23 protein-coding genes and 4 tRNA genes are annotated in these 25,123 nt (G+C 61.4%); 18 read left to right on the top strand and 9 right to left on the bottom strand.

All coding sequences use genetic code 11. The features are described from left to right. Positions 1 to 361: 361 nt before the first annotated feature. Both J9893_RS11110 and trpS read left to right on the top strand, forming a co-directional pair. On the top strand, positions 362 to 796 hold the full coding sequence (locus J9893_RS11110) for a universal stress protein (RefSeq protein ID WP_010672329.1): 435 nt from the start codon (positions 362 to 364) through the stop codon (positions 794 to 796). Between the two features lie 191 nt (positions 797 to 987). After that, on the top strand, positions 988 to 2,001 hold the full coding sequence (trpS, locus tag J9893_RS11105; protein ID WP_143236888.1) for a tryptophan--tRNA ligase: 1,014 nt from the start codon (positions 988 to 990) through the stop codon (positions 1,999 to 2,001). Here the strand turns inward: trpS and J9893_RS11100 are convergent. Next, complete coding sequence (locus J9893_RS11100) at positions 1,980 to 2,954, bottom strand: LysR family transcriptional regulator (protein WP_143236887.1); 975 nt, start codon at positions 2,952 to 2,954, stop codon at positions 1,980 to 1,982. The genes trpS and J9893_RS11100 overlap by 22 nt on opposite strands. A gap of 91 nt (positions 2,955 to 3,045) precedes the next feature. Between J9893_RS11100 and J9893_RS11095 the strand changes: the two genes are divergently transcribed. Further along, on the top strand, positions 3,046 to 3,945 hold the full coding sequence (locus tag J9893_RS11095) for an EamA family transporter (protein ID WP_041212088.1): 900 nt from the start codon (positions 3,046 to 3,048) through the stop codon (positions 3,943 to 3,945). Next, positions 3,930 to 4,091: a hypothetical protein gene (locus J9893_RS11090; protein ID WP_010672325.1), complete on the top strand. Its 162-nt coding sequence runs from the start codon at positions 3,930 to 3,932 to the stop codon at positions 4,089 to 4,091. Before J9893_RS11095 ends, J9893_RS11090 begins: the two co-directional genes overlap by 16 nt. Positions 4,092 to 4,196: 105 nt before the next feature. On the opposite strand, the gene J9893_RS11085 is transcribed toward J9893_RS11090, so the two are convergent. After that, positions 4,197 to 4,667: a DUF6314 family protein gene (locus J9893_RS11085; RefSeq protein ID WP_210600379.1), complete on the bottom strand. Its 471-nt coding sequence runs from the start codon at positions 4,665 to 4,667 to the stop codon at positions 4,197 to 4,199. A 42-nt stretch (positions 4,668 to 4,709) separates the two neighbouring features. On the opposite strand from J9893_RS11085, the gene J9893_RS11080 reads away from it, so the two are divergent. Beyond that, positions 4,710 to 5,564, top strand: coding sequence for a DMT family transporter (locus J9893_RS11080; protein ID WP_210600341.1), 855 nt, complete (start codon positions 4,710 to 4,712; stop codon positions 5,562 to 5,564). A 63-nt stretch (positions 5,565 to 5,627) separates the two neighbouring features. Here J9893_RS11080 and J9893_RS11075 read toward each other — a convergent pair whose 3' ends face one another. Together J9893_RS11075 and J9893_RS11070 are read right to left on the bottom strand one after the other, a co-directional pair. Beyond that, complete coding sequence (locus tag J9893_RS11075) at positions 5,628 to 6,491, bottom strand: sensor domain-containing diguanylate cyclase (RefSeq protein WP_053287970.1); 864 nt, start codon at positions 6,489 to 6,491, stop codon at positions 5,628 to 5,630. Positions 6,492 to 6,659: 168 nt separating this feature from the next. Continuing rightward, positions 6,660 to 7,373: a 3-deoxy-D-manno-octulosonic acid kinase gene (locus J9893_RS11070; protein ID WP_124244143.1), complete on the bottom strand. Its 714-nt coding sequence runs from the start codon at positions 7,371 to 7,373 to the stop codon at positions 6,660 to 6,662. Positions 7,374 to 7,511: 138 nt separating this feature from the next. On the opposite strand from J9893_RS11070, the gene J9893_RS11065 reads away from it, so the two are divergent. The 7 genes from J9893_RS11065 to J9893_RS11035 all read left to right on the top strand — a co-directional run bounded on the left by J9893_RS11065 (position 7,512) and on the right by J9893_RS11035 (position 14,891). After that, on the top strand, positions 7,512 to 8,612 hold the full coding sequence (locus J9893_RS11065) for a glycosyltransferase family 9 protein (protein WP_102949269.1): 1,101 nt from the start codon (positions 7,512 to 7,514) through the stop codon (positions 8,610 to 8,612). Positions 8,613 to 8,868: 256 nt separating this feature from the next. Beyond that, positions 8,869 to 9,495, top strand: coding sequence for a guanylate kinase (gmk, locus tag J9893_RS11060; protein ID WP_210600343.1), 627 nt, complete (start codon positions 8,869 to 8,871; stop codon positions 9,493 to 9,495). 79 nt (positions 9,496 to 9,574) lie between these two features. After that, entirely contained in the window at positions 9,575 to 9,850 is a 276-nt protein-coding gene (rpoZ, locus tag J9893_RS11055) for a DNA-directed RNA polymerase subunit omega (RefSeq protein WP_005307060.1), read from the top strand. Between the two features lie 135 nt (positions 9,851 to 9,985). Next, positions 9,986 to 12,103 carry a bifunctional GTP diphosphokinase/guanosine-3',5'-bis pyrophosphate 3'-pyrophosphohydrolase gene (gene spoT, locus J9893_RS11050; RefSeq protein WP_053287968.1) on the top strand — a complete coding sequence of 706 codons (2,118 nt, stop codon included), beginning with the start codon at positions 9,986 to 9,988 and terminating at the stop codon, positions 12,101 to 12,103. 107 nt (positions 12,104 to 12,210) lie between these two features. Then, a complete protein-coding gene (trmH, locus tag J9893_RS11045; RefSeq protein WP_053287967.1) occupies positions 12,211 to 12,954 on the top strand; it encodes a tRNA (guanosine(18)-2'-O)-methyltransferase TrmH in 744 nt (247 codons plus the stop codon). Continuing rightward, positions 12,944 to 13,984 carry an alpha/beta fold hydrolase gene (locus J9893_RS11040; protein ID WP_143236886.1) on the top strand — a complete coding sequence of 347 codons (1,041 nt, stop codon included), beginning with the start codon at positions 12,944 to 12,946 and terminating at the stop codon, positions 13,982 to 13,984. Before trmH ends, J9893_RS11040 begins: the two co-directional genes overlap by 11 nt. Positions 13,985 to 14,087: 103 nt before the next feature. After that, positions 14,088 to 14,891, top strand: a complete 804-nt coding sequence (locus tag J9893_RS11035; RefSeq protein ID WP_049637091.1) for a Cof-type HAD-IIB family hydrolase — start codon at positions 14,088 to 14,090, stop codon at positions 14,889 to 14,891. A gap of 70 nt (positions 14,892 to 14,961) precedes the next feature. Here J9893_RS11035 and J9893_RS11030 read toward each other — a convergent pair whose 3' ends face one another. The 5 genes from J9893_RS11030 to J9893_RS11010 form a co-directional block, all read right to left on the bottom strand. After that, on the bottom strand, positions 14,962 to 15,480 hold the full coding sequence (locus tag J9893_RS11030; RefSeq protein WP_053287965.1) for a ricin-type beta-trefoil lectin domain protein: 519 nt from the start codon (positions 15,478 to 15,480) through the stop codon (positions 14,962 to 14,964). 171 nt (positions 15,481 to 15,651) lie between these two features. Beyond that, positions 15,652 to 15,728, bottom strand: a tRNA-Pro gene (locus tag J9893_RS11025). A 59-nt stretch (positions 15,729 to 15,787) separates the two neighbouring features. Then, positions 15,788 to 15,873 (bottom strand) — tRNA-Leu (locus J9893_RS11020). Between the two features lie 20 nt (positions 15,874 to 15,893). Then, positions 15,894 to 15,969 (bottom strand) — tRNA-His (locus J9893_RS11015). Positions 15,970 to 16,019: 50 nt separating this feature from the next. Then, positions 16,020 to 16,096, bottom strand: a tRNA-Arg gene (locus J9893_RS11010). Between the two features lie 263 nt (positions 16,097 to 16,359). Between J9893_RS11010 and J9893_RS11005 the strand changes: the two genes are divergently transcribed. From J9893_RS11005 to J9893_RS21660, 6 genes are all read left to right on the top strand, one after another. Further along, complete coding sequence (locus J9893_RS11005) at positions 16,360 to 16,950, top strand: TetR/AcrR family transcriptional regulator (protein ID WP_143236885.1); 591 nt, start codon at positions 16,360 to 16,362, stop codon at positions 16,948 to 16,950. Next, complete coding sequence (locus J9893_RS11000; RefSeq protein ID WP_039040661.1) at positions 16,947 to 18,053, top strand: efflux RND transporter periplasmic adaptor subunit; 1,107 nt, start codon at positions 16,947 to 16,949, stop codon at positions 18,051 to 18,053. Before J9893_RS11005 ends, J9893_RS11000 begins: the two co-directional genes overlap by 4 nt. Before the next feature lie 15 nt (positions 18,054 to 18,068). Beyond that, positions 18,069 to 21,149 (top strand): multidrug efflux RND transporter permease subunit, encoded by a 3,081-nt coding sequence (locus tag J9893_RS10995; RefSeq protein WP_039040660.1) that lies wholly within the window; start codon positions 18,069 to 18,071, stop codon positions 21,147 to 21,149. Positions 21,150 to 21,269: 120 nt separating this feature from the next. Next, on the top strand, positions 21,270 to 23,228 hold the full coding sequence (locus tag J9893_RS10990; protein ID WP_039040659.1) for an ATP-binding protein: 1,959 nt from the start codon (positions 21,270 to 21,272) through the stop codon (positions 23,226 to 23,228). 76 nt (positions 23,229 to 23,304) lie between these two features. Continuing rightward, positions 23,305 to 24,654 carry a glutathione-disulfide reductase gene (gene gorA / locus J9893_RS10985; protein WP_210600345.1) on the top strand — a complete coding sequence of 450 codons (1,350 nt, stop codon included), beginning with the start codon at positions 23,305 to 23,307 and terminating at the stop codon, positions 24,652 to 24,654. A gap of 184 nt (positions 24,655 to 24,838) precedes the next feature. Then, a complete protein-coding gene (locus tag J9893_RS21660; RefSeq protein WP_226009230.1) occupies positions 24,839 to 25,123 on the top strand; it encodes a hypothetical protein in 285 nt (94 codons plus the stop codon).

Below are 25,123 nucleotides of genomic sequence, written 5' to 3'. Positions count from 1 at the left end.
GGAACTGGCTACAGCATAACCAAGGGGGGCGGGATTACCTTGATGTCGGACGGGATATGGACTGGAAGAGGGCAGAAAAACAAAAGGGAGCGCGAGGCTCCCCAAAGCGGTATTCAGATGCTTTTTGTTGTTTTGTGTTCATTGCGAAGCACGGGCACATCCTATTCCCCCACCTTCCCGAGGGCAATAGCACGCCTGTGACCGGCGTCAAACTCCTGTTCAAAATATGCACTCCCCGGCCACCTGCACCTCTACGCCTTCCGGTTCGGGGTCAGGCAAATCCTGAAACTGTGGCGACGATGCCGTTTTAGTTTCAGCAGACATTGGTATAGTGGACCCAGGATCAGTGAGGAGAACTCCCATGAATGGAACCTATTACAAACACGTACTGGCCGCGATCGACCTGTCGGAAGACAACCGCAAGGTGATCGAGAAGGCGGTCGACCGGGCCCGCTCCAACGGCGCCAAGCTGTCGGTGATCCATGTGGATGTGGACCTCAAGGATCTCTACACCGAGATGATCGACATCGACATCGACAACGTGCAGGACCAGGTGATCGCCGAAGCGAAGGAGAAGCTGGAAGCCTTCCTCGCCTCGGTGGACTACCCCATCGAGAAGAAGCTGGTGATCTGCGGCGATCTGAGCGAGCGGGTCAACCAGGCGGTCAAGGACTACCAGATCGACCTGCTGGTGTGCGGCCATCGCCAGAGCTTCTGGAGCCTGCTCACCTCGAGCGCACGCCAGCTGATGAATACCGTGCCCTGCGACATGCTGGTCGTGCCCTTGCAGAAGTGATCGAACAGGCGTAGTGTGATTTGCCATGAATATGACCTCATTCAATCACAACTACTGGTGGTGCTTCTTCTAAACAGGCGGCACTGCTTTTCTATGTAAAATTTCCCAAAGAAAACACCGTGACCGCCGAGAGGCGGTCATTGTTTTCATCCCTATGTCGCCTCCCGGCTCACCCAACTGGAGAGAGTGACATGCACTACCCCGTGATCCTGACCGGCGACCGCCCCACCGGCAAACTGCACATCGGCCACTACGTCGGCTCCCTGCGCCAGCGCGTGGCCGCCCAGCACCATTACCGCCAGTTCGTCATGATCGCCGATCTGCAGGCGCTGACCGACAACGGCCACAACCCGGCCAAGGTGACCGATCACGTGCTGGAGGTGATGGCCGACTACCTGGCCGCTGGCCTCGACCCCGCCAAGACCACCTTCTGCCTGCAGAGCGCCCTGCCCGCCCTCGCCGAACTCACGACCTACTACCTCAACCTGGTCAGTGTCGCCCGGCTGGAGCGCAACCCCACCGTCAAGGCGGAGATCCAGCAGAAAGGGTTCGAGCGCAGCCTGCCCGCCGGCTTCCTCGTCTATCCGGTCAGCCAGGCCGCCGACATCACCGCCTTTCGTGCCACTCACGTGCCGGTGGGCGAGGATCAGCTGCCCATGCTGGAGCAGACCAACGAGATAGTGCGCCGCTTCAACACCCTGGTGGGCAAAGAGGTGCTGACCGAGTGCCAGCCCATCCTGAGCGACACCGGCCGCCTGCCCGGCATCGACGGCAAGGCCAAGATGTCAAAGTCCCTTGGCAACACCATCGAACTCGGCATGTCGAGCGACGAGATCAAGCAGGCGGTGTTCGCCATGTATACCGACCCCAATCACCTCAAGGTGAGCGATCCGGGTCAGGTGGAGGGCAATACGGTGTTCGCCTATCTGGATGCCTTCCACCCCGACAAGGCCCTGGTGGCCGAGATGAAGGCCCACTACCAGCGCGGTGGTCTGGGGGACATGCGCTGCAAGCAGGTACTCAACGACTGCCTGCAGACCCTGCTCGCTCCGATGCGGGAGCGGCGCGAGGCAGCCATCGCCGACAAGCGCCAGCTGCTGCGTCTGTTGCAGCAGGGTACCGAGCAGGCCCGGGCCCTCACCGACGAGGTGCTGGCCGAGGTGAAGGGGGCGATGGGGCTGGACTACTTCTCCGGATTGGCGTGATCTGCCCCCTGCGGCGCGGGATGGCCGAGCGCATCCGCGCCGTAGCGCTCCCTCGCCAGCCGGTGCAACAACCCCTTGAACCAGCCGATCGCCTCGTCATGGGCAGTGAGCGGGTGGCCCGCCATCAGGTAGACGATGGGGATGGCGGGTTCCAGCTGGTGCAGGCGCAACGGATAGTGGCGACAGAAGTGGCGCCCGATCATCTCGGGCACCACCACCAGGTAGCGGCCGGTCGCCATCAGCGGCGGTACCGCCATAAAGCTCGGCAGCCTGACCCCCAGCTCCCGCTCCACCCCGAAACGGGCCAGCCAGAGATCCACCATGGCCTGGCTGTGGCCCCAGCTGGAGGTGTGGATGTGGGGCCGGCTGACCAGTTCTCCCGGCCCCAGCATGTCGGGCAGAGCGCTGCCGAGGGGCGACAAACAGACCAGCGGATTGCTGAACCACTCCTCGCGCCACAACCGGGGCGAGAGATGGTTGGCACCGGCAAACCCGATCACCAGATCCAGTTCCCCCTTCTCCAGCTCCCGCTCGTAGTCGCTGTCCGCCAGCTCGCACACTTCCAGTCGGCAATGGGGAGCCTGCTGCACCATCCACTCCACCAGCACCGGCACCAGGCCGTGCTCCACCGAGCCCGGGGTGGCGATGCGAAAGATCCGCCGGGCACTTGCCGGGTCGAATCCCTTGGCCTGACGCAGCCCCTGCTCCAGCATGGCAAGCGCCTGGCGCACCGGGCTCGCCAGCGCCTTGGCCCGTTCGGTCGGCATCATCTCGCGCCGACTCATCACGAACAGCGGGTCATCCAGCGCCTGGCGCAAGCGCCCCAGCGCATGGCTGACGGTGGACTGGGAGAGGTGCAGCCGTTCGGCGGCACGGGTGACGTTGCGCTCCTGCATCAGCATGTCGAACACGGTGAGCAGGTTGAGGTCGAGGCGGGAGAGGGGCAGTTCCATCGATATTGGCCATAGTTGAATGACGGCAATTCATTTTTGGCATAGTAGCAGATTGCATAGAATGCGCAGGCGAATTACATCGGAGATTCAAATGCGTAGCTATCTGTTGTTGCTGGCGATCGGCCTGTTGTGGGGCTCCCAGTTCATTTTCATGCACCAGGCCGTGGCTGAACTGCCCCCCATCATGGTGGCCGCCGGACGCGCCCTGTGCGGCAGCCTGACCCTGGGTCTGCTCTGCCTGTTCATGCGCCTCAAGAGTGAACACACGCCCTGGCGAACCTATATGCTGATCGCCCTGCTCGACGCCACCATCCCCTTCATCATGGTGGCCTGGGGACAACAGTATGTGGACAGCGCCATCGCGGCCGTGGTCATGGGTTGTATCCCCTTTGTGACCATTCTGGCGGCTCCCTTGTTTATTTCTGGTGAAAGAATCACCAAGGGCGGCCTCGTCTCCGTGATCATCGGCTTCATCGGCGTGCTGGTACTGTTCTGGCCCAAGCTGACCAGCGGCATGAATGCCGGCCTGCTCGGTGCCATGGCCATCCTGTTCGGTGCCAGCTGCTTCGCCATCGGCTTGCTGATGATCAAGCGCTTCGCCAAGGACCATCCTGTGGTCGTGGCCCGCAACATCCTGATCTCCTCGGCCATCCAGCTGCTGCTAGCCGCGCCCTTCGTGGCCGACCTGAGCAGCCTCACCCTGCCGAGCCAGCAGGCCATGGGCGCCGTCGCCATGCTGGGGATCTTCTGTACCGGCCTGGTCTACTTCCTCTACATGGCGCTGATCCAGAAGGCGGGCCCGACCTTCGCCTCCTTCAGCAACTACCTGGTGCCGCTGTTCGGCGTCATGCTGGGAGCCCTGTTCCTCGGTGAGCAGATCCAGTCCACCACGGGCGTGGCGCTGGCCCTGATCCTGGGTTCGGTCGCCCTCAACCAGTGGGCACAGCAGCGCCGCCAACAGCGGGAGGCTGCCCTATGTCAGGCATCCTGACCACCCTCTGCGGCGGTCTGGTACTGATAGCCGGCTGGCAGTATCGCCACCGGCTGGCCGGGGTGCTGGGTCTGCTGATGGTGCTGCTGCCCTGGTTCTTCGACAGCAAGCTGCAAGCCATGCTGAACTATGCACTGAATGCCTGAAGACCCTCTCTGCGTGTGTGACGAGAGTGTATCTCTCCTGTTTTTGGGACCGTTTTAACAAAACCTCCGATTTGTCCCCTCTACCGGCGCCCTGCGCCGGTTTTTTTATCTCTGCGCCTCTGCTCCGTAGCGATAACTCAACCGCTCGTTCTTGCGCGGCCCCGTTATCTGCCAGGCGAGCAGGAAACCCTCGCCGGTTTCGGTCAGCTCGGCGCTGTAGTGATCCTGCCCGCACCGGTGAGGCTCGGCCGTGACCCAGTGCCCATCCCCCCGGGGCAACAGCTCGAACAGCATCACCGGCTGCTCGTAGCGCAGGTGGGAGAGCATGATCCCCCGTGCGGTGCGCTGCCACCAGAAGCGGTTGTGCATGGTCAGCTCCCGGCCATGGGGCGTGGTGTAGCGACCCGTCTCGGCATACAGCCACCCCCCATGGTGATCGGTCACCACCACGGCACCCTCACCGCGACCGCACCAGTCGGTGGCGGATCCGGTCCCGTTGCTCGCCTCGAAGGCAAATGCTCCGATCTGTGACAACCCTTCCCATAAACGCTGGATCGCGCCTTCCAACTCGGCCATCATAGCGCCCTCCAAATTGACAACTGACGACAATTCAATCACATGAACTACTTGATAGGGGTTACCCTGCTCTGGTCCTTCTCCTTCAGCCTGATCGGGGTCTACCTTGCCGGTCAGGTGGATGCCTACTTCTCGGTACTGACCCGCATCGTGCTCGCCAGCCTGGTGTTTCTGCCCTTCCTGCGCCGTCGCTGGCTGCGCCCCGATCTGGTGGCCAAGCTGATGGCCCTCGGTGCCATCCAGCTCGGCATCATGTATCTCTTCTACTACCACTCCTTCCTGCTCTTGACGGTACCGGAAGTGCTGGTGTTCACCATCTTCACCCCCATCTATGTCACCCTGATCCACGACCTGCTGGAAGGGCGCTTCAAGCCTGTCTATCTGTGGGGGGCCCTGCTGGCGGTGCTGGGGGCGGCCGTCATCCGTTTCGACGGCCTGACCGAAAACTATGTACTGGGATTCCTGGTGGTGCAGGGCGCCAACGTCTGCTTCGCCCTGGGCCAGGTAGGCTACAAGGTGCTGCTGGCCCGGGAGGCTGAGCAGCCGCCCCAGCTGGCGGTGTTCGGCTGCTTCTATCTGGGCGCCCTGGTGATCGCCCTGCCCGCCTGGTGGCTGCTGGGCAAACCTCAATATCCCACCAGCCCCCTGCAATGGGGCATCCTCTTCTGGCTGGGGGTCGGGGCATCCGGGCTCGGCTACTTCCTATGGAACAAGGGGGCGACCCTGGTCAGCAGCGGCGTGCTGGCCACCATGAACAACGCCTTGATCCCCGCGGGTCTGCTGGTCAATCTGGTGCTCTGGGGCAAGGATACCGACCTGCTCAGGCTCGGTCTGGGCGCCCTGCTGATGCTGGCTTCCCTCTGGGTCTGCCAGCGTCAGCAGGTCAGTGAGCGCTGACTGAAAACCATTGACGCTGATGGGTCCATCGGCGTCAATGGGTACGCGGACAGTGACTGGCCGTCAGCCGACCACGGCGTTGTGTTCCCGCTTCGCCTGACCGTGGCAGGAGGCCAACCGGGCCAGCAGGTGATCGAGCTGCTCGGCACTCTGGCTCTGCACCAGGCCGATGCTCACGGTCACCGGACGCTGGGGCAGCAGGCTGGCGTCGGCGATCTCGAGACGCAGCCGCTCGGCAATCTCCAGGCCACTCAGCCGATCGGTCTGGGAGAGCATCAGGATGAAGCCGTCTTCGTCCCAACGGGCGAAGGGATCTTCCCGGCGCAGCTCGCGGCGCACGATGCGGGCCAGCTTGGCCAGCATGGCGTCGCAGGCCGCCTCCCCGAACAACTGCAGGATCTTGCTGCGGTGATCCACGCTGAACTGCAGCAGACAGAAACTGCCGCTTTCGCTGGCCAGCCGTTCATCCAGCAACAGCTCGAAGTGGCTGCGGCTCTCGAGGCCGGTGAGGGGATCCGTGTCGTGGCGATCCTCCAGGGGCGCCATGGCGGCATCCAGATGGCGAACCACCCCCAGCAGTTGACCCCCTTCGTCGCGACGGACCCGCTCCTCCAGCCGGATGTAATGGCCCTGATGGTGCAGGATGCGGTACTCGAGTCGAAGCCCGTTACTGCGCCCATGCTGGCAGGCCTCCAGGGCCTCTGCCAGACGGGGTGCATCATCCGGATGTACCCGATCCAGCCAGCCGAGATCCCCCAACTCGCCCCCCTCCAGACCCAGCAGTTGCAGACAGGAAGGGTCCCGCCTCAGACCCTGCCCGGCCGACCAGGTCCAGATCCCGGCCTCCAACATCGCCATGGCCTGTGCCATCAGCGTCACCTCAAGGGGAGTGGTGACCTCAACCCCGGGAGTCTCATACCTTTCCATCACGCGCCTCGAAACCGGATCTGAATATCTGTCCAAGCAATCACACTCAATAAGTAACATTGGTACTGGCGCCGAGCAACCGCGCCAGCATCGCTGGCCTCGCACCTCTCGCCCCCGGTGGCGCCATCAGCGGCCTGCCAGCCTCCAGCTACGAAGTGGAACCCGACGTCACGCCACCTTGCCCTGATAGCCTGCCATCAGGGCTTGCCAGTTTTCCGGCACGAAGTGGAAGCTGGTGTGCAGTTGCGACTCCTTGTTGAAGGAGCGCAGCAACCGCTCCAGGTTGGCCTGCTGCCAGTTGCCGGGGGAGCGGATGGCTCCTTTGTCGAAGTCGATCACCCACACCTTGCCCTCCTTGTCGAGCAGCAGGTTGTGGCTGTTGAGATCCGCATGATAGACCCCTGCATCGTGCAACTGGCGCACCGTTTTGCCTATCTTGTGCCACACCTCACCGGCGATCGGCCCCTGCTTGAGCAGGGCCACCAGATCCTTGGCGCCGCGAATGCGCTCGATCAGGATGTCGGCCCGATAGAAGGGTCCCTGCTTGACCATGCGGGCCGCAAAGGGGCGCGGCACCGGCAGCCCCTGTTCACTCAGGGTCGCCAGCAGACGATATTCAGCCATGGCCCGGCTGCTCTCCACCCCTTCAAACCAGAACCGGTCACGCACCAGCTTGCCCACCATGCCGCCACGGTAGTAGTGACGCAGCACCAGATGGCGTGCCTCGTCCTTGACGAACCAGGTCACCCCGCGGCCGATGGAAGAGCCCACCACCTGGCGATGGGTCTGCCACCAGACAGGATCGAACAAGGCAGGGGAGGGATCGCGGAAGACTCCGTCGGCATACCAGCAGACCTGGTTGTGGGTGGTGTGTGTCAGCATGATGAGAATTCCGGTCGATAGTGGGTGCAGGGCATCCATTCAGAAAGCCGTGCCGGTCGGGCAACCGGCGCAATTTTACAATCCACAGGGGAGTTTGCATAATGCCATCCATCCATTTTGCCATCGTTGCGCCACATCATGCCGCTGTTCCAAACGCCGCCCTCCTCCATCTGCATCCTGCGGCTCTCCGCCATCGGAGATTGCTGCCACGCGCTGGCGCTGGTGCGCGTCATCCAGCGGGAGTGGCCCCAGACCCGCATCACCTGGATCACCGGCAAGATTGAGGCGACCCTGTTCGCCGATCTGCCGGGGGTCGAGGTCATTCCCTTCGACAAGAGCAAGGGGTGGCGCGGCTATCGCGATCTCTGGCAGACCCTCAAGGGGCGCAGGTTCGATGCACTGCTCCACCTGCAGGCCGCCATGCGCGCCAGCATCGCCACCCTCGGCATCAAGGCCAAGGTCAAACTCGGGTTTGATCGGGAGCGCGCCAGCGACGGTCAGTGGCTGTTCACCAACCATCGGGTCCCCTCACCCGCCTCCCCCCACGTGCTGGACGGCTTTCTCGCCTTCGCCAAAGAGCTCGGGATAAAGGATCTGACCCCGGACTGGCAACTGCCCATCAGCGCCGAGCACCAGGCCTGGGCGAAGGAGAAAATTGGCGGCAAGCCGACCCTGCTCATCTGCGCCGCTGCCAGCAAGGCATTCAAGAATTGGACTGCCGCCGGCTATGCCGCGCTGGCGGATCACGCCGCAGACAAGGGCTTTCAGGTCTATCTGTGCGGCGGACCGGCCAAGCTGGAGCGGGATCTCGCCGCCGAGATCCAGCGCCTCAGCCAGAGCAAGCCGGCAGATTTGGTGGGGCAGACCAGCCTCAAGCAATTGCTGGCGCTGATTGGCGAGGCGAGCCTGGTGCTGGCCCCGGATACCGGCCCTGCCCACATGGCCACCCTGGTGGGAACACCCGTGATCGGCCTCTACGCCCACCACAACCCCGCCCGTACCGGCCCCTATCTGTGCCGGGATTATCTGGTCAGCGTCTATCAGGAACTGATTGAGCAGGAGACCGGCAAGCCGCTGGCCGAGCTCGGCTGGCGCACCCGCCTCAAGGATCCGGACGCCATGGCCAAGATAAGCCGCGAGCGGGTCATCGCCGCCTTCGACCGCCTCTGTACCGACAAGCATCTTCTACCGACCCAGGGCAACTCGGAAATTCCGAGCCCTGGCGCAGGGATAATCTGATGGCCCGGCCCCGGCTCCGTGGGCAGAATGGCCCTCTATGCGGGTAACGCCCGCACAGCAAGCTACGGATATTTTGATCGGCTGGAATATGATTCCGGCCGTTTTTTTATCCGCCCCCATCTGCTAACATTCGCCGCCTTTACATCCTCCTGACTCTGATTCCTCCGCGCATTGCGAGCAACCGTCTCCCTTATCGGGCACAAGACGGCGGCCTCTGCTACAACCAAAGCGCGGATCATCGCTTAAAGGTACAGACATGGCGCAACAAGGCACTCTCTATATCATCTCTTCCCCGAGCGGGGCCGGTAAGTCCAGCCTGCTCAATGCCTTGCTGACCCAGCACAACGCCGCCGGCAAGATGCAGCTGTCGGTCTCCCATACCACCCGCGCCACCCGTCCCGGTGAAGAGCACGGGGTGCACTACCACTTCGTCAAGGTGGAAGAGTTCAAGGCGCTGATCGAGCGCGGTGACTTTCTGGAGTGGGCAGAAGTCTTCGGCAACTACTACGGCACTTCCCGCGCCGCCATCGAGGCCTGTCTGGCGCAGGGCATCGACGTCTTCCTCGACATCGACTGGCAGGGTGCCCGCCAGATCCGCGAACAGATGCCGACCAAGTCCATCTTCATCCTGCCTCCCAGCCGCGAGGAGCTGGAGCGCCGCCTGATCGGCCGCGGCCAGGACCGCGCCGAGGTGATCAAGGGCCGGATGGAGAAAGCCATTGCCGAAATGGTGCACTATGACGAGTATGACTATGTCATCATCAATGAAGACTTTGAGCTGGCACTGTTCCAACTCAGGGCCGTCATCGAGTGCCAGCGCCTGGAAATGCGTCAGCAACAGCAGGCCCAGCAAAACTTGCTGAAACAGCTACTGGCAGAGTAAGCCAAAAACAAGTAAACTTTTGCGTCATTTTTAAACACTGCTTTTTCAATCACAGAAAGCCCAAACACTGGAGTCCCGCATGGCCCGCGTTACTGTAGAAGATGCTGTAAAACAGGTAGGTAACCGTTTTGACCTGGTGCTGGTCGCCGCGCGCCGCGCTCGTCAAATCGCGGTACAAGGCAAGGATCCCCTGGTCGACGAAGAGAACGACAAGCCGACCGTGATCGCCCTGCGCGAGATCGAACTGGGTCTGGTCAACAACCAGGTGATGGATACTCAGGACCGCTACGAGCAGCAAGAGCAGGAAGCCGCCGAGCTGGCTGCCGTTGCTGCCATCGCAGAAGGTCGCGGCTAAGTCAATCGCTTCCCATAGTCGGCGCCCGCCCGGGTGCCGGCTGTTCTCCCCATTTACAACCGCTCGAAAACCTCGCAAACTCGAGGGCATACCCTCAATTTCACGGATTGCCGTTTAACCGCTGCGGGGACTGTCTTGTATTTATTTGAAAATCTTAAAGAAATAGCCAGTTCCTACCTGCCACCCGAGCAGGTTGAGAAGCTCAGGCAAGCCTATGTGGTAGCCCGCGATGCTCACCAGGGACAGATGCGTTCCAGTGGTGAACCCTACATCACTCATCCCGTTGCCGTGGCCCGCATCCTGGGCGACATGCGCCTCGATCACGAGACCCTGATGGCTGCCGTGCTGCACGACGTCATCGAAGATACCCCTGTCACCAAGGACGATCTTGCCGAGCAGTTTGGCAACGCCGTCGCCGAGCTGGTCTCCGGTGTCTCCAAGCTCGACAAGCTGAAGTTCCGCGATCGCAAGGAAGCGCAGGTCGAGAACTTCCGCAAGATGATGATGGCCATGACCCAGGACATCCGGGTCATCCTCATCAAGCTGGCCGACCGCACTCACAACATGCGTACCCTCGGCTCCTTGCGACCGGACAAGCGCCGCCGCATCGCCCGGGAAACCCTCGAGATTTTCGCCCCCATCGCCAACCGCCTCGGTATTCACACCATGAAGAACGAGCTGGAAGAGCTCGGTTTCGAGGCGCTCTACCCCATGCGCTCCCGGGTACTGCGGGAATCGGTGCGCCGCGCCCGTGGCAACCGGCGCGAGATCATCGACTCCATCCAGAGCGAGATTGAGGGGCGTCTGCGGGAAGCCGGTATCGATGCCCAGGTAAGTGGACGCGAGAAGAACCTGTTCTCCATCTACAACAAGATGGAGAAGAAAGAACTGCAATTCCACGAAGTGATGGATATCTATGCTTTCAGAGTGAGAGTGAAAGACATAGACACCTGCTACCGGGTGCTTGGGCAGATGCACAGCCTCTACAAGCCGCGCCCCGGTCGCTTCAAGGACTACATCGCCATCCCCAAGACCAACGGCTACCAGTCCCTGCACACCTCCCTGGTGGGCCCCCACGGGGTACCGGTGGAGGTGCAGATCCGCACCGAGTTCATGGACCAGATGGCCGACAAGGGCGTCGCCGCCCACTGGGCCTACAAGCAGGATGGGGACAGCTCGGGCACCACGGCCCAGATCCGCGCCCAGCGCTGGATGCAGAGCCTGCTGGAGCTGCAACAGAGCGCCGGCAGCTCCTTCGAGTTCATCGAGGGAGTCAAGACCGACCTCTTCCCCGACGAGATCTACGTCTTCACACCGGAGGGCCGCATCATGGAGCTGCCCGCCGGCGCCACCCCGGTGGACTTCGCCTACACGGTGCACACAGACATCGGTCATGCCTGTGTCGGTTCCCGGGTCGACCGCCACCCCTATCCGCTGAGCAGCCCGCTGCACTCCGGTCAGACGGTGGAGATCATCACGGCCCCCGGCGCCCGCCCGAACGCGGCCTGGCTCAACTTCGTGGTGACCACCAAGGCGCGCTCCAAGATACGTCAGTTCCTCAAGAACCTGCGCACCGAAGAGTCCGTGGTGCTGGGCCGCCGCCTGCTCAACCATGCCCTCGGCGCCAAGAACATCGAAGACATCCCGGAAGCCCGCGTCAAGCAGGTGCTGGCCGATACCAAACACGAGAACCTGCAGGGGCTGCTGGCCGACGTGGGCCTTGGCAACGCCATGAGCGTCATGGTGGCACGCCGCATGCTGGGAGATGAACTGCCGCTGGAAGAGCAGCCCAAATCCACCAGCAAGAAGATGCCGATCAAGGGGGCCGACGGCATGCTGGTCACCTTCGCCAACTGCTGCCGCCCCATCCCGGGGGACGCCATCATTGCCCACATCAGCCCGGGCAAGGGACTGGTGATCCACCAGGAGTCCTGCCGCAACATCAAGGGCTACAGCCGCGAACCGGACAAATACCTGCCGGTGCAGTGGGAGGTGGACAAGGAGCAGGAGCAGGAATTCCGCACCGGCATCAGCATCGAGATCGTCAACCACCAGGGCGCCCTGGCGGAGCTGGCCAACGTGATTGCCGCCACCGGCGCCAACATCCACGCCATCAGCACCGAGGAGAAGGATGGCCGGGTCTATGTGGTCACCCTGCTCATCACCACCAAGAGCCGGATCCACCTCGCCAACATCATGCGCAAGATCCGGGTCATGCCCAACGTGCTCAGGGTGAGCCGACAGAAAAACTGAACACAGGCGGCGCAAGCCGCCTGCTGCTTTTCAAGAGATACCCAGGGCCCCATGCCGCAGGCCACCAGCCTTGTTGCATGCACCGGCCTCACGACATAGAAACCGACATGACTCCTGAACGCTTCAAACGCATTTCCGACATGCTGGCCATGCGCCAGCTCGACCTGACCGTCTGCATGGAAGAGGTTCATAAACCTCACAACCTGGCCGCCATCGTGCGCACCGCCGATGCCATCGGCATCCACCGGGTGCACGCGGTCTGGCCCAAGAGCTGGATCCACAAGCGCAAGGGCACTGCCCGCGGCAGCCAGAACTGGGTGGACGTGAAGCTGCACCCGGACATCGGCAGCGCGGTGGCCGAACTCAAGGCCTCCGGCATGCAGATCCTGGCGACCCACCTCTCCGACAGCTCCGTGGACTTTCGTGCCATCGACTACACCAGACCCACCGCCATCCTGGTGGGCCAGGAGAAGCACGGCATCGGCGAAGAGGCGCTGGCCCTGGCCGATCACCATATCGTCATCCCCATGGTAGGCATGGTGCAGTCCCTCAACGTCTCGGTAGCCGCCGCCGCCATCCTTTACGAGGCCCAGCGCCAGCGCGAACTGGCCGGCTGTTATCAGCGCGGCTGTCCACTCAGCCTGGAAGAGCAGAACACCATCTTGTTCGAGGGGGGCTATCCCGTCTATGCCCAGCTCTGCAAGGAGAAAGAGATGCACTACCCCCAGCTCGGTCCGGCCGGCGAGATCCTGGCGGACGAACGCTGGTGGCAGCAGATGCAGCTGACCCGCAAAGGATGGGCCGCCCAACAATCGGATGATCCTTCGGAAGAGTACACTGATGAAGCTTAACCACCTGCCCCTGCTGGCCCTGACCCTGTTTTCTGCCGGAGCCCTTGCCGTGAGCAATCCTTACCAGCTGACCACTGAAGCCGACGTCCCCGCCCTCTATCAGCAGACCCTGCCCGACTTCTGGCGCCAGCATGCCGTCGAGGGGGAGTTCAAGGGCAAGGACGGGGTCACCCTCCGCTATGCCGCCCTGCGCCAACCCAAGATCGATCGCGCCATCCTCATCGTCAACGGCCGGGTCGAGAGCTACCTCAAGTATCAGGAGCTGGCCTGGGATCTCTGGCGCCAGGGTTACAGCCTCTACCTCATCGATCATCGCGGCCAGGGAATGTCAGACCGCATGCTGGCCGACAAAGAGAAGGGGTATGTCGACCAGTTCGACGACTATGTCGCCGATCTCAAACAGTTTCATGACGAAGTGATTGTACCGGACAAGCCTGCCAAGCTGTTCCTGCTGGCCCACTCCATGGGGGGGGCCATCTCGGCCCGCTATCTGGAACGCTGGCCGAACGACATCCAGGCGGCGGTGCTCTCCTCCCCCATGATGGGCATCAACCTCGGCGGCCTGCCCAAGTGGCTGGCCAAGGGGTTGGCGGCCACCATCGGCACGGTCGGCGGCTGGGTGGGCGAGCCCCCCTACGGCCCGGGTCAGGGACCCTATGAGGATCACGGCTTTGCCGACAACGAGCTGACCCACAGCACGGCGCGTTATCAGGCCTTCCGCCAGATCTACGAACAGCATCCCCAGGTCAGGCTGGGGGGCGCCACCGCCCACTGGATCCATCAGGCCATCACAGGATCGGACGCGGCCGTGGCCGACGCCGGCGCCATCAAGACGCCGCTGCTGCTGCTGCAGGCCGGCGAGGACAGCGTGGTGGACAACGCCGCCCAGGAGGCCTTCTGCGCCAAGGCCCAATGTGAAGGGAGCAAGCCGCTGCGTATCGAAGGGGCCTGGCACGAGCTCTTCATCGAGGCGGATCCCCAGCGCCACGCCGCGCTCAATGCAACCCTGGCCTTCTTCGCGCGCTACTGACGCGACCAGAAGGGGCTGGTTATTTTTTGGATCCCTAAATAAATGGGGTGACGGCAGACGCTGGGGTACACTCCCCCGGCGTTCAATTGAAGTCGAGGTAATGATGTTCAAGGTAGTTGTGTCCGATCTCGATGGTACCCTGCTCAACGGGCAGCACCAGATCTCCTCCCGCACCCGGGATACCCTGCACCGCCTGGTCGACCAGGGCGTCAAGTTCGTGGTCGCCACCGGCCGTCACCATGTGGATGTGCGCAGCATCCGCGATGCACTGGGGCTGGATATCTACCTCATTACCTCCAACGGCGCCGTGGTACACGACAAGCAGGATCAACTGGTCTACAACCAGGCGCTACCGAGCACGGTGGCGGCCGAGCTGATCGCCATGGAACGCGACCCGTCCATCCACATCAACGTCTACTACGGCGACGAGTGGCTGGTGGAAGAGGAGCTGCCCTGGTTGCTGAAGTTCCATCACGACTCCGGCTTCAGCTACCGTCTGGCGGATCTCGCCAGCCACCCGAAGGACAGGGTCAACAAGGTGTTCTACATCGGCGACCACGACAAGCTGCTGAAGATAGAGGCGCACCTCAACCAGCAATATGGTGATCGACTCAACGTCACCTTCTCCCTGCCTGACTGCCTCGAGGTGATGCATGCCGGTGTGCACAAGGGTAATGCCGTGCGCGCCGTGCTGGAGCAGCACGGCCTGGAGATGTCCCAGGCCGTGGCCTTCGGCGATGGCATGAACGACTTCGAGATGCTGAGCATGGTGGGCCGTGGCGTGGTCATGGGCAACGCCCACGATCGCCTCAAACTGGCCCTGCCAGAGCACGAACAGACCCTCACTTCCGATGAAGATGGCGTTGCCGTCTATCTGGAGAAACTGTTCGCCTCCCAGACCCGCTGATACGGTACCCCCGTCGCGGATAGAAAAAGGGTGGCCACATGGGCCACCCTTTTTGCTTCTCGCCCTCTTGTCACCACACCAGAGCCGGGTGCATCAGACGGTTCAACAGCGTGCCGGAGGGCGTCCACTCAAAGCTCTGGTTGGCGCCGCCATAGCATTCGGCGAGGCGCAGGGGGACGGCCGGCTTGTGACGGCGACCCGCCACATCCAGGCACAGCGACACCTGCCGATTGAACAGACGATCCCCCTGCCACTGCCATTGATGGCTCTCCTCCCGGCACGCCTCCATCCCCAGACCATCCTCCCCTTTGGCGACCAGGCAATCCCCGGCCAGTTGCAGGGCACCGACATCCCAGCTGAATGATTGGTTCGATTGCTGATCACAGGGCTGAGTCAGCAGACGGCCCTGCTCGCTCAGGGTCACGCAGAAGCCACCACTGGTCACCAAGGTGGCCTCGAGTTCGGCCTTTGGCTTGGGGGCGGCGCCCATCAGAAGATCTTCCGGTTTTGGCTGCAGGGCGCAGCCGCCCAGCAGCAGTGCGGCCATGGCCAGCACGGAGAGTTGAAGAGAAGTGATATGGTGATGCATAGGCCTTGTATCTGGTCCGTGCCCGAGCGTCCCCTGTCTCGCGGCTCCGGGCCCCAGCATAGCGAACTCGTGGCGAACAGGCGCCTGAAGAAGTGTAAAAAGACGTGACAGGAAAAAGCGAAAGAGAAATGCCAAAAAGCAAAAACCCCGCCTGAGCGGGGTTTTCAAATGTGGTCGGTGATAAAGGATTCGAACCTTTGACCCTCTGGTCCCAAACCAGATGCGCTACCGGGCTGCGCTAATCACCGAGGGGGTATTCCAAAAACACAAATATGACCATCTGGTCATCCTCGTCATACAGCAAGTATGGTGCGAAGAGAGGGACTCGAACCCTCACACCCGGGGGGCACTAACACCTGAAGCTAGCGCGTCTACCAATTCCGCCACCTTCGCGTACCTGACAAGCTGTAAAATGGGGTGGCTGATGGGGCTCGAACCCACGACAACCGGAATCACAATCCGGGACTCTACCAACTGAGCTACAGCCACCACAGCTGTTTTCGTTCTTCAACACGCCCGTTTAACCGGCGCACTTTTGATGGTGCGCCCGACAGGATTCGAACCTGTGACCTCTGCCTCCGGAGGGCAGCGCTCTATCCAGCTGAGCTACGGGCGCTACGCTGTCGAACGGGGCGCATTATTGATGATGATGCCGACCTTGTCTACTCTTTTTTTGACACAAAGAATCAAGTGCCTGTTTTTCAATCACTTCCGACCCTTTTCAACTATTTTTGTTTTGTTCAGGCTGGATCCAGCAATTCCCCACTACTTTTTGAATCCCTCACCCCATAGGGTCAGAGATGATGGGCAATGCTTGACTTGCCTTTGCGCCCACCTAGAATGAATGAACGTTCATTCAGTCATTGACCTCTGATAACCATGGATAAGAAAGAACGCATTTTCGAAGCAGCTCACGAGATCCTCGGCGAGCAGGGCTTCTACGGCCTTTCCATTGCCGTGGTCGCCAAGAAAGCCAAGGTGGCGGCAGGCACCATCTATCGCTATTTCAGAGACAAGGATGACCTGATCCGCCAGCTCTATCAGCACACTATCCTCAAGTGTCATCCCCTGGTCATGGAAGGTGTGCAGATAGAAGAGGTGTCCTATGAGCAGTATCGACGCCTCTGGCTCAACATCGATGCCATCTTCACCAGCTCCCCCAATGCACTCAAGTGCAAATTGCAGTACGAAAGTTCTCCATTGGGGGCTGAATTGGAGCGGGATCCGGTCATAATGGCGACGTGGGCGCCACTTGAGCGCTTCTTTGAGCAAGGACGCCAACAGGGACTCTTCATCGATCTCCCCATTCTGGTGTTGCAAGCATTGAGTCTGGATTGCGTGGCCAACCTGGCACAGCAGCGCCGGGTTCACGATTTCGAATTGACGCAGGAACAGCTGGAGACGGTCATCCGGGCCAGCTGGAATGCCATTTTAAACCCTAATGTTTCCATCACAGGAGCCTGTTCATGAAAAAGTGGATGGCCATCATGTTACTGATAGCACTCGCCCTGTTTGGCAGTGTCATCGGCTTCAATATGTTCAAGCAGAAGAAGATTGCAGAGTTCATGGCCAATCGGCCCGAGCCCGAGTTCCCGGTCACCGCCATGGTCACCAAGGCGCAAGACTGGGTCCCCACCATTGAAGCCATCGGCTTCATCGAGCCGAACCAGGGGGTCACCCTCTCCAGCGAGCTGTCAGGCACCATCGACAGCATCCGGTTCGAATCGGGGGCACATGTCAAAGCGGATCAACTGCTGCTGAGCCTGGACTCCAGTGTGGAAAAAGCCAATCTGAACTCCTCCCAGGCCAGGCTGCCGGCAGCCAGGGCCAAGTTCGAACGCTACAAGAACCTCTATCAGAAGAACTCCATCTCCCGGGACCAGCTGGATGATGCCGAGGCAAGCTACCGCTCCCTGGAGGCGGACATCGACAGTCTGAAGGCCACCATCGCCCGTCGTGAGGTGCGAGCCCCCTTCAGCGGCGCCGTGGGCCTGCGCAACGTCTTCCTCGGCCAGTATCTGGAACCGGGTACCCAGATTGTGCGCCTCGAAGACACCAGCGTGATGCGCCTGCGCTTCACCGTGCCCCAGACCGACATCTCCAAAATCACCCTGGGACAGACCATCAAAATCAACGTGGATGCCTATCCCCAGACCCAGTTTGACGGCCAGATCACGGCCATCGAGCCCGCGGTCAACTATCAGAGCGGCCTGATCCAGGTGCAGGCAGACATTCCGAACAACGACGGCCAGCTCCGTTCCGGCATGTTCGCCCGCGCCAGCATCATACTGCCCACGGTGAAAGACCAGATCGTGATCCCGCAGTCCGCCATCTCCTTCACCCTCTATGGCGAGAACGTCTACGTCATTCACGAGGCTGACGGCGTGAAACGCGCCAAGCAGGTGGTGGTCAAGGCAGGTGAGCGTCGCGGCAACGATGTCCATGTGCTGTCCGGCATCAAGGCTGGCGATCAAATCGTGCTGTCGGGTCAGGTTCGCCTGAGCAACGATACCAAGGTGCACGTGGTCGAGAACGATGCCCTTGCCGTTCCGGCACAAACCCCGATGCTGTAAGCGCGGAGAGCTGCGATGCGATTTACTGACATATTCATAAAACGGCCTGTGCTGGCGATCTCGCTCAGCTTCCTGATAGCCCTGCTGGGCTTCCAGGCCATCTTCAAGATGCAGGTGCGTGAATACCCCGAGGTGATCAACACCGTCATCACGGTCAACACCAGCTACTATGGCGCCAGTGCGGATCTGATCCAGGGCTTCATCACCCAGCCCCTGGAGCAGGCGGTCGCCCAGGCCGACAACATCGACTTCATGACCTCCTCGAGCCAGCTGGGCAGTTCCACGGTGACGGCGTACATGAAGCTCAACACCGATCCGAACGCCGCGCTGTCCGACATCCTGGCCAAGGTCAACTCGGTGCGTTCCCAGTTGCCCAAAGAGGCGGAAGACCCTTCGGTCACCTCCTCCACCGGCTCCACCACGGCGGTGCTCTACATGGGCTTCACCAGCCCGGAGCTCAACTCCAGCCAGATCACCGACTACCTGGAGCGGGTCATCAAGCCCCAGCTGTTTACCGTGGGCGGGGTCTCCAAGGTGGATCTGTATGGCGGTGTCGAATTCGCCCTGAGGGTGTGGCTGGATCCGGCCAAGATGGCCGCCTTTGACCTGACCTCAAGCGACGTGATGACGGTGCTCAACAGCAACAACTATCAGTCCGCGACCGGCCAGGCCACCGGCTATTTCACCCTGTTCAACGGCAACGCCGAGACCCAGGTCGGCAACATCGAAGAGCTCAAGCGTCTGGTGGTCGCCACCCGCGACAGCAAGGTGATCCGTCTCTCCGACATCGCCAAGGTCTCCCTGGAGAAGAGCCACGACATCTATCGCGCCAGCGCCAACGGCCGCGAAGCCGTGGTTCTGGCCATCAACGCAGCCCCGACAGCCAACCCCATCAACATCGCCCACGATGTGCTGGAGCTGCTGCCGAGCCTGAAGCGCAACATGCCGAGCACCATGCAGGTGAACGTCCTGTATGACTCCACCATCGCCATCAACGAATCCATCCACGAGGTCATCAAGACCATACTGGAGGCGGCCGCCATCGTACTGGTGGTGATCACCCTGTTCCTCGGTTCGTTCCGGGCGGTCATCATCCCCATCATCACCATTCCCCTGAGCCTCATCGGCGTGGTGATGATGATGGACATGTTCGGCTTCTCCATAAACCTCATGACCCTGCTGGCGATGGTGCTGGCCATCGGTCTGGTGGTGGATGACGCCATCGTGGTGCTGGAGAACGTCGATCGTCACATCAAGGAAGGGGAAGAGCCGTTCCGGGCCGCCATCATAGGTACCCGGGAGATCGCCGTGCCCGTCATCGCCATGACGGTCACCCTGGCGGCGGTGTATGCGCCCATCGCCCTGATGGGGGGCATCACCGGCTCCCTGTTCAAGGAGTTCGCGCTGACCCTGGCGGGCGCCGTGTTCGTCTCGGGCATCATCGCCCTGACCCTGTCGCCCATGATGTGCGCCAAGATGCTCAGGGCCAACGAGGAGCCCGGCAAGTTCGAGCGTACCGTACACGACCTGCTGGACCGGATGACGGCCCGCTACGACGCCATGCTCCATGCCGTGATGCAAAAGCGCATCGTGGTCATCCTGTTTGCCGTCATCGTGTTCGCCAGCCTGCCGCTGCTGTTCAAGTTCATTCCGAGCGAGCTGGCCCCGTCCGAGGACAAAGGCGTCATGGCGGTGCTGGGGACGGCCCCTTCCAACGCCAACCTGGACTACATCGAAAACACCATGGCGGACGTGAACAAAGTCCTGGACGACCAGCCGGAGATCGCTTACTCCCAGGTCTTCTCGGGGGTGTTCAACTCCAACCAGGCGTTCGGTATCGCCTCCATGGTGCCCTGGAGCCAGCGTGAAGCGAGCCAGAAAGAGGTGCTGGATCGGGTTGCCGGTCTGGTGAAGGACATCCCCGGGATGGCCATCACCACCTTCCAGTTCCCGGAACTGCCGGGGGCCTCGAGCGGTTTGCCCATCCAGTTCGTCATCACCACCCCGAACAGCTTCGAGAGCCTGTTCCTGATCGCGGGTGAGATGCTGGCGGCAACCCAGGCCAACGGCCAGTTCGTCTATTCGGATCTCGATCTGAACTACGACTCGGCCACCATGAAGATCAGCATCGACAAGGACAAGGCGGGGGCCTACGGCATCACCATGCAGGACATCGGCATCACCATGGGCACCATGATGGCGGACGGTTACGTCAACCGTATCGACCTGGATGGCCGCTCCTACGAGGTGATCCCGCAGGTGGAGCGCAAGTTCCGTCTCAACCCCGAGTCCATCAAGGGGTACTACGTGCGTGCCGCCGACGGCAAGTCGATCCCGCTGGGCAGCCTGATCAAGATTGAAGTGAAGGGAGAGCCCCGTGCCCTGCCCCACTTCAACCAGCTTAACTCCGCCACCATCGGCGCCGTACCGGCACCGGGCGTGGCCATGGGGGATGCGATCAACTGGTTCAAGGCGACCGCGGAAGAGAAGCTGCCCCAAGGCTATCGTTACGACTTCATGGGTGAAGCCCGCCAGTTCGTGACCGAAGGGAATGCGCTCTACGCCACCTTCGCCCTGGCCCTGGCCATCATCTTCCTGGTGCTGGCGATCCAGTTCGAATCCGTGCGTGACCCGCTGGTCATCATGGTGTCGGTGCCGCTGGCCATCAGTGGCGCGCTGATCGCCCTGGCGTGGGGCATGGCCACCATGAACATCTACTCCCAGGTCGGTCTCATCACCCTCGTCGGTCTGATTACCAAGCACGGTATTCTGATCTGCGAGGTGGCGAAGGAGGAGCAGCTGCTCCATGGTCTGAACCGGATGCAAGCCGTGATGCAGGCTGCCAAGGTCCGTCTGCGCCCCATCCTGATGACCACGGCGGCGATGATCGCAGGCCTCATCCCGCTGCTCTATGCCTCGGGGGCGGGGGCGGCACAGCGCTTCAGCATCGGCATTGTCATCGTGGCGGGTCTGGCCATCGGCACCCTGTTCACCCTGTTCGTGCTGCCGGTCATCTACACCTTCCTGGCATCCGAACACAAGCCGCTGCCGGAATTCGACGAATCCATCCCGGCAAAAGCCAAGGGTGGTCACTGATCCCAGCCCACACAAACAAGGCCCCGAAAGGGGCCTTATTTTTATCCATTGGATGACACACGACATAAGTCCATGAAGCAGTTAAACTAAACCGCACTCAATCCAGACCGCAAGGACGCCATGTCAGGAATCTTCTCCAAGGCCGTCGGCCTTAACGGACTCTCTTATCGTCTGCTTTCCTACATTCTGATCTGCAGTACGGTGCTGGCACTGCTCATCACCGTGCTTCAGCTCGCCTGGGACTACAACAAGGATGTGACCGTCATCGAGGCCAGCATCGGCCAGATCGAGGCCTCCTTCCTGCAACCCATCTCGGCCAGTCTCTGGAATCTGGATGAAGAGCAGGTGAAGGTGCAGATCGAGGGCATCATGAACCTGCCCAACATGCAGTTCGTCATGGTCAAGGAGATGCTGGGCAATTCGGAAGTGCCCCTGCTCACCCAGGGGGTGGAGCAGCCCCAATACGACATCTCCCGCGAGTTCACCCTGAGCTATCAGGGGGAAGTGGTCGGCAAGCTTTTCGTCGCCGCCTCCCTGGAGCAGGTCTACCAGCGCCTCATCGAGAAATCCGTGCTAATCCTGGTCAGCCAGACCATCAAGACCCTGGTCGTCTCGTTCTGCATCCTGGTCATCATTTACTATCTGGTGATCCGTCACATCAACCGCATCGTCAGCTATGCCCAGAAACTGAGCCTGGATCGCCTCGCGGTGGAGCTGACCCTGGAAGGTCGGCCCCTGCCCCGCAAGTCCCCTGACGAATTCGATACCCTGGCCGCCACCCTCAACCAGATGCGCACCCGGCTGAACGACGAGTTCACGGCCCGCCATCAGGCCGCCGATCAGCTCCAGCAGGAGCGGGACTTCTCCGCCACCCTGATCAACTCCGCCAACATGGTCATCTGCTGCATGGAGCCGGATCTCAACATCGCCAGCATCAACCCGGCGGCCATCCTGCTGACCGGCTATCACCACCAGGAACTGTTGCAGCACAACTGGCTGGATCTCTTTGTCAGCAAGGAGCAGCGTGACGAGCTGGCCGCCACCCTGGCCGAGCAGGGCGCTCTGGAGGACAGGGAGATCACCATGCACGACCAGCAGGGCAACGAGCTGGTACTGCAGTGGACCTTCGCTCCCTTCTACGAGGGGCCCAACCTCAAGTACCTAATTGGCTTTGGTTATGACATCACCCCCCTCAAGAAGGTGGAGCGGGAGATCACCCTGTTCAACGAGCAGCTGGAAGGCAAGGTGGCGGAACGCACCCGCAGCCTGAGCGATGCCAACGACCAGCTAGGCAAGGCCTATGACGATCTCAAGCAGGCCCAGCAGACCCTGGTGGAGTCGGAGAAGATGGCCTCCCTCGGTTCCCTGGTTGCCGGCGTGGCCCACGAGATCAACACCCCCATCGGCATCAGCGTCACCGCCTCCTCCTACCTGCAGGAGCGGGTGGCCGACTTCAAGCAGCATATCGAGGCCAAGCAGCTCTCCCGCACCTACCTCAACGAATTCACCCAGAATCTCGACGAGTCGATGCAACTGCTGCAAGGCAACCTACGCCGCGCTTCGGAGCTCATCGCCAGCTTCAAGCAGGTGGCAGTGGATCAGTCCTCCGAGGCCCGCTACAACTTCAGCCTCGCCGACAACCTGCATCAGGTGGTGGTCTCCCTCGGCTACAAGCTCAAGAAGGCCCAGTGCGAGGTGGACATCCAGTGCGATCCCAAGCTGAGCATCTACTCCTTCCCGGGCAGCTTCACCCAGATCTATTCCAACCTGATCCTCAACTCCATCCATCACGGTTTCGATGGCTGGGACAGGCCCAGAAAGATCACCATCCAGGTGGCGCAGCAGGGAGACGAGCTGGTCATCGACTACAGTGACAACGGCCGCGGCATCCCCCCGGAGATATTGCCGCGCATCTTCGATCCCTTCGTCACCTCCAAGCGGGGCCAGGGTGGCAGCGGGCTCGGCACTCACATCATCTACAACCTGGTGGTCCAGCTGCTGCGCGGCCGCATCCACTGCGCCAGCGAACCGGGCCAGGGCGCCCAGTTCCACATTCGCCTGCCCATCCAGCAGAACTGAGCACCGGCTCTTGTGAGCCGGCCGCTTTATCCCCATCATGCTGTGACTGCATTCTTAACGAGCGGAGAACCTCGCAATGGCACAGCATTTTGACTACATCGCCATCGGTGGCGGCAGCGGCGGCATCGCCTCGGCCAACCGGGCAGCCATGTACGGCAAGAAAGTCGCCCTGATCGAAGCCAAAGAGCTGGGTGGCACCTGCGTCAACGTCGGCTGCGTACCGAAGAAGGCCATGTGGTATGCAGGCCAGATCGCCGATGCCCTGAAATATGGCGCCGACTACGGCTTCGACACCACGCTCAACCACTTCAGCTGGGCCAAGCTGGTCGAATCCCGTCAGGCCTATATCGGGCGCATTCACCAGTCCTACCAGAACGTGCTGGGCAAGAACCAGATCACCGTCATCAAGGGCTTCGCCCGCTTCGTCAGCAGCAACACCATCGAGGTGAATGGCGAGCAGTACAGCGCCGATCACATACTGATCGCCACCGGCGGCCGCCCAGAAGTGCCGGCCATCCCGGGTGCCGAGCTGGGCATCGACTCCGACGGCTTCTTCGAGTTGCAAGAACAACCCAAACGGGTTGCCGTGGTGGGTGCCGGTTATATCGCGGTGGAGATCGCCGGCGTGATGCAGGCGCTCGGCTCCGAGACCCACCTGGTGGTGCGCAAGCACGCACCGCTGCGCAACTTCGACCCCATGATCCACGAGACTCTGGTGGAGATCATGGCGCAAGAAGGACCCAAGCTGCACACCCACGCCATTCCGAAAGCCGTCATCAAGAACGCCGACGAGAGCCTGACCCTGCAGCTGGAAGATGGTCGCCACCTCACCGTCGACTGCCTGATCTGGGCCATCGGCCGTGTCCCGGCTACCGACAACCTCAACCTGGCCGCCACCGGCATCACGCTCGATGAGAAGGGCTTTATCCCGACCGACAAGTTCCAGAATACCGCCGTCGCCAACCTCTATGCCGTCGGTGACAACACCGGCCGGATCCAGCTCACCCCGGTAGCCGTCGCGGCGGGCCGCCGTCTCTCCGAGCGGCTGTTCAACAGCAAGCCGGGCGAGCACCTCAACTACGATCTGGTGCCGACCGTGGTGTTCAGCCACCCGCCCATCGGCACCATAGGGCTGACCGAGCCGGAAGCCATCGCCGAGTACGGTGAAGATCAGGTCAAGGTCTACCGCAGCCAGTTCACCGCCATGTACTCGGCGCTGACCCAGCATCGCCAGCCCACCCGGATGAAACTGGTCTGCGTCGGCCCGGAAGAGAAGGTGGTCGGCCTGCACGGCATCGGCTTCGCCATGGACGAGATCCTGCAGGGCTTCGGCGTCGCCATGAAGATGGGCGCCACCAAGGCAGACTTCGACAACTGCGTTGCCATCCATCCGACCAGCGCGGAAGAGTTTGTCACCATGCGCTGAGGTTGAGGGAGTTGGGACATAGAGGGCAAACCGGCCGCTGCGTTCCCACTCCCCATCCCACCAGCGCAGAAGAGTTTGTCACCATGCGCTGAGGGAGCTAGGGCATAGAGGTCAAACCGGCCACTGCGTTCCCACTCCCCATCCCACCAGCGCGGAAGAGTTTGTGACCATGCGATAAGCATGTTTGAAGCTGGCCTGTCACTATCAGGTCAGCCTCAACGACTTGCTACCAAACCCGGCTCAGGCCGGGTTTTTCGATCTTTCCCCTCCCCCAAATAGCGCCCACACCTGCTTTTTTACGCCGATTTTACGCCTGCCAAATCCGGCTTTATGGCGCCTTTACGCCGGTTATTCCTACCATTTGGTCGTCAATTACACCAATGGAGTCGATATGAATTGGCTATATCTGCTGCTGGTCCTCGCCCTCGCGGGCTATCTGCTGCGCGCCCTTGCGCGCACCCATGAGTGA

This window comes from Aeromonas sp. MaB10011B (assembly GCF_017939325.1).
GTDB classification, from domain to species: Bacteria; Pseudomonadota; Gammaproteobacteria; order Enterobacterales; family Aeromonadaceae; genus Aeromonas; species Aeromonas caviae.
The sequence above is the reverse complement of the archived record's forward strand: the minus strand, read 5'-3'. Positions and strand labels throughout refer to the sequence as shown.